Origin of the sequence: Lysinibacillus sp. Ag94 (assembly GCF_023242215.1) — a bacterium.
In the GTDB taxonomy this organism is placed as follows: Bacteria; Bacillota; Bacilli; order Bacillales_A; family Planococcaceae; genus Lysinibacillus.
Genome location: NZ_CP096780.1, coordinates 2,705,668 through 2,716,055, shown reverse-complemented (window position 1 = coordinate 2,716,055; position 10,388 = coordinate 2,705,668). Strand labels below are relative to the sequence as shown.

The window sequence follows — 10,388 nt, the reverse complement described above, 5'->3', positions numbered from 1 at the left end:
ACCCACTTGTTATATAAAGATATAGAAAAGACTACTAGAAACATCATGATAAAATGGATGACTAAAGCAAACAAATAGTTCAATTTTTCAATGTCAAAAATAATTGTAAAAATACCTGCGCAAGCTGAGATTATGAATACACTAATAATCTCAGCTTCTGAAGAAATGATATTTTTTCTCGATAGTAAAACCATCATAAAAATAAATGCACCAGTGCCTAAACCTGAAAATAGTCTGTTTTTTAATTGCAACGAAATGTCTTCCTCTCAAAATAAGATAGGCTTGTTTAATTCTTTTTGTACATAATATGTAAAAAGAATTCCCCCGAAGAAAAGTCCGATAGATAGTCCATTTATAGCAGAATAAATGATATTAAATGAAAGGTCATTATAAAATGATGGCGAGATGCCTAAGGTTACATTTAAGAGATACTTCACTAAAAAGTTTATTAGAATAATGATCAATGGAAGATAGCACTTCTTTCTCATAATTACTGATCCCTGTTTAAAGAACATTTGATATTTTTTATACAATAAATAACCAATTAAAGTCCCAGGAAATATGAAAAAGAAATAGCTCATCAAACAACATTCTAAGTGTGAAAATTGAGAGATCATTTTTTCAAATCCCCATATTATAAATATAAAAGGAACTAAAAACATTTTAGATAAATTGATTGGCCTTTCCTGGGAAATAGCGATCCCTCTTTTTATTAAAATAATTAGTAATAGCCATACTGGCAATGGCGTTCTTAAAACTACCTCTCTAATGATGTTATACATTCTTTATTGCCTCCTTTGATGTTATTCATCATGGCATCAAAGAGGGAATAAAGAAATACGTCGAAACATATGTGGTGAAAATCAATACATAAGTGGACTTTTGGAATATGTTTTTAGCGCCTTTTTCAAAGAAGATACATATTTTCTTGACACAATTACTTTTTCTTCATTCGAGAGAAAGGCTTCAAGATTACCGTTAGGCTTAACCAAAAATTTATTTAAAAAATGAATATTGATGATGATCGTTTTTGAGATTCTGATGAAGTTATTGGGAAGATTATGCTCCAATTTATATAAAGGGCTTTTTGTTTCAAAAATAGTATCATTTGTATAAATGAATATTTTCCGTTCAAGATATTCTAAATAAAATATATTGGAGTAAGGAATTTTTTCTTGTTCGTTTTTTGATATAGACTTCGCTAGTAAATAGTTGTCCGAGCTTTTTTCAAGAGTTGATACAATATCTTTAATAAAAGACGTTAGTTTGTGAATGTTAAATGTACATGTTTCTTCTGTAAGTTTTTCAATAATTTTAATGTTAACCTTCATGTAAGACATATTCTCCTTTCAAAATTGGTTCTTCGTAATTTAATGTTATGCTGATTTTTATAATTGTAGGATAGTTTTCACCAATATTATATATATAAAAACATAAATTTTGAAATAAGCCATTTCTTAGCAGAAAAATCTGTCCATAGAAATGGCTTTTTGTTGTATGTAAAAATTTGTTTGAAAATTTCAGTCTTGTATCATTTTTGACACCTACAATGAAGTCAAAGGAAAGGAGTAGTGTAGATGAAGATGAAAAAAATTAGTCTTGTTGCAGTTCTCATATTGGCAGGTTTTATGTCAAATGACGTAGTTGTACATGCGGATGATCACGAACATGAAGATAAAAAACATGAAAAGTATAAAGAATATAAGGACTACAAAGACGACGATGATGATGACGATGAGAAATATTACGATGATGATGATGAAGGTGAAACTTATTATTTTCAAGACGCAGTAAGTGCGAAAGGTACTTGGAATATTTGGACACGAACAGTTGCTGTAGATAAAGAAGTGCTGCCTTTTACAAATCCTCAAAAAGTCACGTTAAAGGTAGAAGGGACAAACAAGGAGCTAAGCTTTTTTATTGTACCAAAAGACGGGGAAATTTTTGTACCTGGAAAAGCTGTAGCACAAGTTTTGGGAGCGAAAGCGACATTTTACAAAGAAAGTAAAATCTTAGATGTTCAAAATGAAGCAAATGAATTAATTTACCGAGCTGGAACTAACGTTGTTTATGATAACAATATGAAAACACCATCTCCTGCACAAGTATTTTACATGAATGAAGAATTATATGTACCTATTAGTACAATAACGAATGGCTTAGGTTATATAGCAGAGTGGCAAGAGAATAATCAAACATTTGTCTGCCAACCAATTACGAATTAGGGGGGAAGCACTATGAAAGATCCGAAAAAGGCAAAATGGGTATTAGGGGCGTCAGGGATACTTTTATCTGCAGCGATACTAACCCAAATTAACAGTCCAACAGAAGCCGAAACTAGACGTACAAATAATGTTCAGGAAGTAGATCAGAAAAATATGACGAAGAAAGAAAAAGAACTCGTACAGCTGGATTGGACAAACTTTGAAATTACAAGTCAGCCTGCTGTCAAAAGCGAGCGCAAAACGAAAAGAACTTAATGGAGTTGGTCGTGTGGATACACTAACTTTGCAAATAATGAATACTGAATTTTATCTAGCTATGCCAAAAGGTGTTCATGTCGTATGGAAAGAAAAAGCTGAGAAATGGCTTCAATATGTAGCAAAAGAATGGTCAAGATTTCAATCGAATAATGAATTAGCACAACTAAATGATTTGGCAATTGGCGAAACGTTACGCATTAGTGCGTTACTATATGATTGTTTAATGCAAGCGGATCAATATTATCAACTTACTAATAGTTTATTTTCACCGTATCTTAAACGCCAATTAGAACAGCATGGCTACAATCAATCTTTTCCATTTAATGCAGCAAACAGCAAGACATTTCAAAACAAACCTCTGATTGCAGATCAACCATTTCAATTTCTAGGCAATGAGCAAGTAATGAAGGTAGCGCAGCAGGAAATTGATTTAGGTGGATTTGCTAAAGGATATGCCATTGAAAAATTGGCGAATTGGCTTGAAGAAGAGATATCTCCTGATTACGGACTAATAGACGGGGGAGGGGACATGAAAATGTGGTCTTCTGGGGACAAAACTTGGACAATCGGTGTTGCAGATGCATGGGATATCGACAAGGAAATTAGCTCGATTAGGATGAAAACAGGTGCCATCGCTACATCTAATCGAGTTTATCGAAGCTGGACGCAAGGAACATGGAAGAAGCATCATTTATTAAACGGACAAACAGGTGAAATTGCAAAAACTGAAGTATTACAAGCTTCAGTCGTAACGTCCTCTTTATGTGATGCAGAGGTAGGTGCCAAACTGTGCTTTCTTATGGATGAAAGTGAATTGCAGCAATGGTTCGAAAATAATTGCCAACATAGTGCCCGTTTCATTGTTAAAGAAGGGCAAGTAGCAAATTGGAGAATGACGGGGGTAAAATAGATGATCATCAGTACATGGGAATGGATTCGATTATTAGGGTTTTTAGCGTATTTTTACTTTACAATTTCCATTATATTTGGGTTATTGAGAAAATCATCATTTGTCAAATCCTATAAAAATTTAATATATCATATACATCAAAATGCGGGATGGCTAGGATTAATCACCGTAATAGCGCATATGTTAGTGCTTTTAATCGATCAATATGAACCGTATAGTATACTAGGAGTTTTAATTCCATTCTCAGCTAACTATCAGTCTCTACCATCGGCACTTGGAACAATAGCATTTTATTTGTTTTTAATGGTCATAATGACATCGGATTTATGGATTCGTACAATGAATCGCACTTTATGGAAAAAACTTCACTTTCTTGTGTTACCAGCATGGGTATTATCACTCGTTCATGGAGTGCTAATTGGAACGGATACAGAAAATATATTGTTTATTATGTTTTATGTAGTTTCTGGGGGGGTTACGATGTTAGTGCTGGTAGCGAGAACAGTAAGTCAGCTCATGAAAAGAGTAAATATTTCAACGTCACAACAATAAAAGCAATTATGCCTCAGCATAATTGTAGCTGACGCTTTGCTTTCGCCACAGAAAACATTTGCCGCTGACGCTTCGCTTTCGCGCAAAAATAATTGTAGCTGACGCTTTGCTTTCGCTACAGAAACTGATTAATGAAAGAAGTTAACAGGGAGCGGTGCCATTTTAAAAAGCACCGCTTCCTTTATGTTATATAGGGAATTCAATATGAAATATAGTACCTTTACCTACTTTACTTGTCGCGTAAATTTTCCCATCATGTTGCTCCACTATTGCTTTTGCTATGGCAAGACCTAAACCAGTGCCATTTCGTTGACGAGCAGCATCACTTCGGTAAAATCGCTCAAACACTAAAGGCAATTCCTGTTCAGTCATACCAATGCCGCTATCAGCAACAGTAATTTTTACAGAATCTCTATTTTTTAAAAGCGTCAGTGTTATTGCTCCACTATTTGTATATCTTATCGCATTGTCTAAAAGAATATAGAGTAGTTCTTGTATTTTTGAAGCATCACCAAGTAGCTTGATGTTTTCTTGGATTTCAGTAGAAAACTGGATGTCAGGAGGCATGATCCTTTGGAATTTCGTGCCCACTTTTTTGAGTAAAGTTGATAATGGTATGATTTCTTTTTGAATGGAAACCTGTTGCTGATCATGTCTTGCTAAGAACAGCATTTTATCTATGAGCTCTTTCATTAATTCAGATTCATCTTTTAAATCCATAATTAATTCTTTTCCAAAAGGGCTTAAGTGCTTTGCTTCCTCTGCTTCTAAAATTTCAAGTGAACTATAAAAAATACTTAATGGTGTTCGTAATTCATGGGAAGCATCGGATACGAATTTTTTTTGTTTATCGAACGACCATTGAATAGGTACCATCGCTTTCCCAGCCAAATAATAGGAAAGCAGACCGATTAAGACCGTTGAAATACAAGTTAATAGCATTAGTAAATACTTTGTCATTTGAAAAAAATGATGCTGTGACGTCATAGATTTACCAACAATTATATAACCAGCTACCGTATCATCGTTAAAAATTGGCTTTTTTAGAAGTAGAAAATGCTCATCTTGCCATTCAAAATGCTGTACGAGGTCGTCACCTGGGTTTCTATCGCCAAACGTTTTTTCAATCTGATTTTTCAGTCCCTTGTAAGATTCATCACCATGAACAAACTTATGATCCTTTGTGTAAATATAGTAAAAAAAACTGCGATTTGGATCGTAACTTAAAGTTTTAGTATTGGCATGTACATGTTCAAAGAAATCGTGCTCTTGCCGTACATAAAAACCTTCTAATTCGTTTATTTGTTGATTTTCCATTAATTTTACGAGGGAAAAGTATAGAACAATAACGAATAGTGAAAATAGCAAAAAATAAAGTGTTGCATACAAAAAGGATAATTTTTTTTTCGTTTTATGAAACATTAGTCTTCCCTCAGTTTATAACCAATCCCTCTAACATTTTGAATACGTGATTTGGATTGGCCATCATCAATTTTTTTTCGAACAAGCTTGACTAAAGCATCTAAGGAATTATTCGAAACATCGTAATCGTAGCCCCAAATATAAATACAAATTTGTTCTCTCGTTAGTACACGACCTTTATTGATAAATAAATATTCTAACAGTAAAAATTCGTTTTTCGTTAGATCTATACTTTCATTATTGTACAAAAACACACGGGAATCTACATTCAGCTGTAATTGATCTATTTGGATGACCTGTTCTATTACTTTATCTTTTCTTCGTAATAATGCACGAATTCTTGCTAACAATTCTTCTATTTTAAATGGCTTTACTATGTAATCATCTGCTCCACTATCAAGTCCTTTAATGATGTCCTCTGTGTCGTCCTTCGCTGTTAGCATTAAAATACTACTATTGAATCCTGTATTTCGTAACTGCTGACACACTTGAATTCCACTAAGGTTCGGCATCATCCAATCTAAAATAACAAGATCGTAGTGCTCTGTAAGCGTATGGTCTAGCGCTTCCTGACCGTTCTCGGCTTCTGTCACATTGTGAAATTCTTTCTTTAAAATATGAACGATATTTCTTCTTAATCGTGCATCATCTTCTGCTAGTAATATTTTCAAGGCAGCTTCCTCCTAGTACCTATATTCAACTAAGTATACGCATTAAAAATGAAATGAAACTGAAAAAGTTAATTCCTCCGCTATATGTATTTCATACTTCGATAAGAGTTGTTGTTTTTCCTATCTATAATGTCCTTAAATATAGAAATAGGAGGACAAATAATGAATATTTATAAATTTACAGCATTGTTAGTTTTAACGACATTTTTAATGGGATCTTCGTTTGCTATTGTTAAATTGGGATTGCCTTATGCATCTCCACTGTTATTGGCTGCACTCCGCTTTATACTGGCAGGGATTTTGATGGCTGTCGTCGTATTAATGATAAAAAGACCACATCCCACTTCAAAAGAAGGCTGGATGAAAATTTTAACGATAGGAGCGTTTCAAACTGCGGGTGTAATGGGCTGTATTTTTTTAAGCTTGCGGACAATTACGGCAAGTGAATCTTCTATTCTAACATTTACGAATCCGTTATTTGTCGTCATATTTGCTACAATATTTACGAAAGCTCGTTACCGATTGTATCAATGGTGTGGTGTTTTCTTGGGGTTAATGGGTGTTACGATTACAATGGGTATGCAGATCGGAGGAAAAATCGGCATTCTTTTTGGTATTTTTTCAGCTGTTTTTTGGGCAATTGCAACATTACTGGCTAAAAAATGGGGTGTTTTATTGGATACATGGGTGCTATCAGCCTATCAAATGCTTTTTGGTGGTTTACTACTTTTAATGGCAAGTTTCGTATTCGAACAACCATTTTTTACTGTGAATGTTCATTCAGTATTCATTTTATTATGGCTTAGCATTTTCTCGTCAATTGTTCAATTTGCCGGCTGGTATTATCTTTTACAACATAGTGATCCTGGAAAAACGAGTGCCTTTTTGTTTTTAGCTCCTTTTTTCGGTGTGATAACAGGCTGGCTATTATTGAATGAACCATTAAAACCATCGTTAATCGTAGGAGGGCTGTTTATTATTGCTGGTATTTATTTAGTGAATCGCAACTTTACGGCTTACCCAAGAAAAATATCCGCGGAGCGTCAAGTATAGTTTGTCCGCGGAAAGAAGGCAAAGCTTTGTGCTAGTTTAAACATCTAACTGAAAAACTTCTTTAAAGCCAGCCCTTCCTTTTTCAGTCACTTTAATGGCACGAATAGACGGGACACGAGTCACCCATCCCAAATTTAATAAATGGGCAAGGATCCCCTGACCAAGAGCACCAGCTAGATGATAACGGCGTTCACTCCAATCCAAACATGCAGGGGAAAATGATCGACGCTTTCTTTTTAATTCATCTAAATCAAGACCGAAACCCGTAAAAAATTGTACACCTTCAGATGTTATAAGAAACTGCTTTTCTTCTAGCTTTAGATAGCCTGCGTTAAGCAAAGAGTCTGTTAATTGAACGCCTAGTTTACCAGCTAAATGGTCATAGCAGGTTCTTGCATCCTGTAATAATTTCATTTGGCTAGATTGTTTTAAAGAACGAACTTCAGGGGGAGGAGAAATTGCTAAGAAAGATTCGAGTAAATGAGCAATTTCTTCGTCTGCTAATTGAAAATATCGATGACGACCTTGCTTCTCTACTTTCACAAGTTTACCATCTACTAACTTTCCAAGATGAAAGCTAGCAGTCTGGGGCTTAATAGCTGCCATATAAGCTAATTCACTGGCAGTGTGAAAACGACCATCCATCATACTAGCAAGCATCGTAGCTCTTGAAGTTTCACCTAGAAGCGAAGCGATTTCAGCCATGTTTGGATTAATACCCATTTGTCACAGTCCTTTCAGCTTTCCATATTTCGATTCAGTATATATCGTTTACAATAATACATAAAAAGGAGGTAGTAAATAACTATGAAAACATATTATGCCGTAATTTTTACATCACAAAGAACAGACGAGGATGGACAAGGCTATGCCAAGATGGCAGAAATGATGGATAAACTAGCACAAAAACAGCCTGGTTTTCTCCGTGTAGAAAGTGTCAGAAATGCAGAAGGGAAAGGCATTACTGTATCCTATTGGGAATCACTAGAGGCCATTCAGGCATGGAAAGACAATTCAAAACATCTAGTAGCACAGCAATTCGGAAAAGAAAAATGGTACATGCAGTACAGTGTGGAAATTTGTACAGTCATAAAAGATTATTCTTTCATAATGTAATTCGAACGTCATGTCCTATGGCAATTTATCCGTAGCGAAAGAAAGACGACAGCTATATTGTTTTTTCGCGCGAAAGCGAAGCGTCAGCGGCAAATGTTTTCTGCGCGAAAGCGAAGCGTCAGCGTAAGAGCTTCGTACAATCAAGCGTTGGAGGACTATGAAGAATTAGATGTTGTTCTGCAACAACAAGCCAATGTATCTTATCGACAAACGGAGCGAAAAAGTGCAGATAGTATCGTATTGTCATATGACATCGTATTATTAGAAAATATAGGTGTTGTTAACGCTGAGCAAAAAAATCCGGCTGATTCGTACTTTAGAGAACTACTATGCGAGATTAGCAATAAGTTTTTTGTTGTTAAATAAGGACACGAAAAAAGAAATGTTCAGATATCAGCTACGTTGGAATCGCCTAATTTAGTGAAAATTAAAGAGCGAAGAATTATTGATCCCCTGCAAGTAAGACTTGTGAGGTGATTTTTTATAGAGTTGCTCAATATATCATAAAGTGATATATTATTTAATGATATATCGTTTTATGATATATTGGAGGTGTAGACAATGAAATCATTAGAGCAGTTAACTGATTCTGTTTTTTATATTATGGCTGCCTTAACGGAGCCTCGACATGGCTATGCGATCATGAGTTTAATAGAGGAGACAACAAAGGGTACTTTCGTAGTTGGTCCTGCATCCCTTTATACAATTATTAAAAAACTATTAGCTGAACGACTTATTCAGCTACATGATGATTCGGATTCTCGGAGAAAGGTCTATGTCTTAACGGATAAAGGTCGAGAAATATTGCTCGAAGATATTGAAAGAAGAAAGGTCATGATTCAGTTGGCAGAGCAGGGACTACAAAGGGGGCAAAAATAGTGCGAAATAAAAGATATATGGCATCATATGGTTTAGCTTTTTCTGAGGAGCGCGATATGAAAAAATTAAGTGAAAAAGCGGCAAAAGGTTGGCATTTAAAAAGATTTCGATGTGCGGGCTATGGTCTAGAGAAGGGTGAACCACAAGACGTCATTTTTAGTATTGATTATCGTAAATTATCGAAGAGTGAAGAAGAGGAGTATTTTGAGTTATTTGCTTACGGTGGCTGGACACATGTTTGTTCTAGTACTGATATGCATATTTTTAAGGCAGCACCAGAAACTACACCCATTTATAGTGACGCTGAGTCTTCTATTGATAAATTAGCACGTCTTGCAAAGCCTGTAAACCTAGCAGCATTTATTGCTCTTACTATAACGATGGTTTTGTGGGTAATTATGACATTTACTACTGGAACAATTCAACACATTGCAGACCAAGGATTTATATATTCCTTTATTTTTACTGTTCCAGCAGTAATGACTTCTGGTGGAGTTTACTATCATATGTGGAAAAACCTACGCTTAAAATCCAAGCATATATAAAGAACGAACAGCTGAAGCTTATCAGCTGTTTTTTCATGTTGTTTGAAAATTAGTATGTCAATGGAGGTATTACCGTTATAACTAGGGTGTTCGTTGGTCGCTTGGTCCAACATGATGTTTTATGTGCGAGATCATAACGCTACGAACACTAAACGACAGGAAAAATTCACTTAATGTCGAAGTATAATTATGTAGACCTTTAGAATAAAGATATTTAAGATCATTTATATTTACAATCTGGGCATGTCCAATATTTGATGACAATATAATCGTACATTTGCCTACATTAATTGGTAGTACACTTGCAAAGTAGAAAAACCATAACGAAAGGATAGGATGATGGAATGAATATTGGCAATAGCATAGCGCTTATTGTAAGTCTAATTTTTTCAAGCATTTTGGTTCGGGCAATATATCGCGTTTTTGTGAAAAAGAAAGTACCTACTATGACGTATACACCATTTGATAATGCTATGGATGGTAGAAGTAAACATGACAATTAAGTAAGTGGTGGTTACAAACATCAAACAGTAGAGGTGCAGGCTTTATATAACTAATAGTATAAAATATGATAATCTACTATTATTTCAATATGAGATAATAGTAGATTTTTTCCTTTTATCGATAATAAGATTTATGAAGGCATTTTATCCTGTATTTGGTATTATTTATTCAAGGGATAGTCAATAGTTTTGTGTAAATGACAATCTACCTTTTTTATAGATCAAAGAATGATTTTGTTTTTGGGAAGGTTAAC

Annotated in this window: 16 protein-coding genes; 10 read left to right on the top strand and 6 right to left on the bottom strand. The window is 34.7% G+C overall.

Annotated features, from left to right (window positions below; all coding sequences use genetic code 11):
• The 3 genes from MY533_RS12555 to MY533_RS12545 all read right to left on the bottom strand — a co-directional run.
• Window positions 1-251, bottom strand: a 251-nt coding sequence (locus MY533_RS12555; protein WP_248716223.1) for a DUF3021 family protein, incomplete at its 3' end; no start/stop codon positions are given.
• A 15-nt stretch (window positions 252-266) separates the two neighbouring features.
• Window positions 267-782 (bottom strand): hypothetical protein, encoded by a 516-nt coding sequence (locus MY533_RS12550; protein WP_132361096.1) that lies wholly within the window; start codon window positions 780-782, stop codon window positions 267-269.
• Between the two features lie 81 nt (window positions 783-863).
• Complete coding sequence (locus tag MY533_RS12545; RefSeq protein ID WP_132361094.1) at window positions 864-1,331, bottom strand: LytTR family DNA-binding domain-containing protein; 468 nt, start codon at window positions 1,329-1,331, stop codon at window positions 864-866.
• A 246-nt stretch (window positions 1,332-1,577) separates the two neighbouring features.
• Between MY533_RS12545 and MY533_RS12540 the strand changes: the two genes are divergently transcribed.
• From MY533_RS12540 to MY533_RS12525, 4 genes are read left to right on the top strand one after another with little or no spacing between them, the layout of a single operon-like run.
• Window positions 1,578-2,225, top strand: a complete 648-nt coding sequence (locus MY533_RS12540; RefSeq protein ID WP_248716222.1) for a stalk domain-containing protein — start codon at window positions 1,578-1,580, stop codon at window positions 2,223-2,225.
• Window positions 2,226-2,237: 12 nt separating this feature from the next.
• A complete protein-coding gene (locus MY533_RS12535; protein WP_248716221.1) occupies window positions 2,238-2,480 on the top strand; it encodes a hypothetical protein in 243 nt (80 codons plus the stop codon).
• Window positions 2,481-2,493: 13 nt separating this feature from the next.
• Window positions 2,494-3,393 (top strand): FAD:protein FMN transferase, encoded by a 900-nt coding sequence (locus MY533_RS12530; protein ID WP_248716220.1) that lies wholly within the window; start codon window positions 2,494-2,496, stop codon window positions 3,391-3,393.
• Complete coding sequence (locus MY533_RS12525; protein WP_248716219.1) at window positions 3,394-3,945, top strand: ferric reductase-like transmembrane domain-containing protein; 552 nt, start codon at window positions 3,394-3,396, stop codon at window positions 3,943-3,945. It begins immediately after the preceding gene.
• A gap of 186 nt (window positions 3,946-4,131) precedes the next feature.
• Here the strand turns inward: MY533_RS12525 and MY533_RS12520 are convergent, their stop codons facing one another.
• Together MY533_RS12520 and MY533_RS12515 are read right to left on the bottom strand one after the other, a co-directional pair.
• Window positions 4,132-5,367 carry a sensor histidine kinase gene (locus MY533_RS12520; protein WP_248716218.1) on the bottom strand — a complete coding sequence of 412 codons (1,236 nt, stop codon included), beginning with the start codon at window positions 5,365-5,367 and terminating at the stop codon, window positions 4,132-4,134.
• A complete protein-coding gene (locus MY533_RS12515) occupies window positions 5,367-6,038 on the bottom strand; it encodes a response regulator transcription factor (RefSeq protein WP_248716217.1) in 672 nt (223 codons plus the stop codon). The genes MY533_RS12520 and MY533_RS12515 overlap by 1 nt, the downstream gene beginning before the upstream one ends.
• A gap of 162 nt (window positions 6,039-6,200) precedes the next feature.
• On the opposite strand from MY533_RS12515, the gene MY533_RS12510 reads away from it, so the two are divergent.
• The gene (locus tag MY533_RS12510) at window positions 6,201-7,091 is read left to right on the top strand and encodes a DMT family transporter (protein WP_248716216.1); all 891 of its coding nucleotides are present in this window, start codon (window positions 6,201-6,203) and stop codon (window positions 7,089-7,091) included.
• A gap of 36 nt (window positions 7,092-7,127) precedes the next feature.
• Here the strand turns inward: MY533_RS12510 and MY533_RS12505 are convergent, their stop codons facing one another.
• Window positions 7,128-7,814, bottom strand: coding sequence for an ArsR/SmtB family transcription factor (locus MY533_RS12505; RefSeq protein WP_248716215.1), 687 nt, complete (start codon window positions 7,812-7,814; stop codon window positions 7,128-7,130).
• Between the two features lie 84 nt (window positions 7,815-7,898).
• Here MY533_RS12505 and MY533_RS12500 point away from each other — a divergent pair, with 84 nt between their 5' ends.
• The 5 genes from MY533_RS12500 to MY533_RS12480 all read left to right on the top strand — a co-directional run bounded on the left by MY533_RS12500 (window position 7,899) and on the right by MY533_RS12480 (window position 10,134).
• Window positions 7,899-8,207, top strand: coding sequence for an antibiotic biosynthesis monooxygenase family protein (locus tag MY533_RS12500; RefSeq protein WP_248716214.1), 309 nt, complete (start codon window positions 7,899-7,901; stop codon window positions 8,205-8,207).
• 57 nt (window positions 8,208-8,264) lie between these two features.
• On the top strand, window positions 8,265-8,573 hold the full coding sequence (locus MY533_RS12495; RefSeq protein ID WP_248716213.1) for a hypothetical protein: 309 nt from the start codon (window positions 8,265-8,267) through the stop codon (window positions 8,571-8,573).
• Between the two features lie 195 nt (window positions 8,574-8,768).
• Window positions 8,769-9,086, top strand: coding sequence for a PadR family transcriptional regulator (locus MY533_RS12490; RefSeq protein ID WP_248716212.1), 318 nt, complete (start codon window positions 8,769-8,771; stop codon window positions 9,084-9,086).
• On the top strand, window positions 9,086-9,631 hold the full coding sequence (locus MY533_RS12485) for a DUF2812 domain-containing protein (RefSeq protein ID WP_248716211.1): 546 nt from the start codon (window positions 9,086-9,088) through the stop codon (window positions 9,629-9,631). Before MY533_RS12490 ends, MY533_RS12485 begins: the two co-directional genes overlap by 1 nt.
• Window positions 9,632-9,975: 344 nt before the next feature.
• Entirely contained in the window at window positions 9,976-10,134 is a 159-nt protein-coding gene (locus tag MY533_RS12480; RefSeq protein WP_248716210.1) for a DUF3951 domain-containing protein, read from the top strand.
• The last annotated feature ends 254 nt before the right edge of the window (window positions 10,135-10,388 follow it).

Excerpts from the sequence above, each read along its gene's own strand:
- MY533_RS12550 (WP_132361096.1), bottom strand. The coding sequence starts at position 782 with ATGTATAACATCATTAGAGAGGTAGTTTTAAGAACGCCATTGCCAGTA.
- MY533_RS12545 (WP_132361094.1), bottom strand. The coding sequence starts at position 1,331 with ATGAAGGTTAACATTAAAATTATTGAAAAACTTACAGAAGAAACATGT.
- MY533_RS12540 (WP_248716222.1), top strand. The coding sequence starts at position 1,578 with ATGAAGATGAAAAAAATTAGTCTTGTTGCAGTTCTCATATTGGCAGGT.
- MY533_RS12535 (WP_248716221.1), top strand. The coding sequence starts at position 2,238 with ATGAAAGATCCGAAAAAGGCAAAATGGGTATTAGGGGCGTCAGGGATA.
- MY533_RS12525 (WP_248716219.1), top strand. The coding sequence starts at position 3,394 with ATGATCATCAGTACATGGGAATGGATTCGATTATTAGGGTTTTTAGCG.
- MY533_RS12520 (WP_248716218.1), bottom strand. The coding sequence starts at position 5,367 with ATGTTTCATAAAACGAAAAAAAAATTATCCTTTTTGTATGCAACACTT.
- MY533_RS12510 (WP_248716216.1), top strand. The coding sequence starts at position 6,201 with ATGAATATTTATAAATTTACAGCATTGTTAGTTTTAACGACATTTTTA.
- MY533_RS12505 (WP_248716215.1), bottom strand. The coding sequence starts at position 7,814 with ATGGGTATTAATCCAAACATGGCTGAAATCGCTTCGCTTCTAGGTGAA.
- MY533_RS12500 (WP_248716214.1), top strand. The coding sequence starts at position 7,899 with ATGAAAACATATTATGCCGTAATTTTTACATCACAAAGAACAGACGAG.
- MY533_RS12490 (WP_248716212.1), top strand. The coding sequence starts at position 8,769 with ATGAAATCATTAGAGCAGTTAACTGATTCTGTTTTTTATATTATGGCT.
- MY533_RS12480 (WP_248716210.1), top strand. The coding sequence starts at position 9,976 with ATGAATATTGGCAATAGCATAGCGCTTATTGTAAGTCTAATTTTTTCA.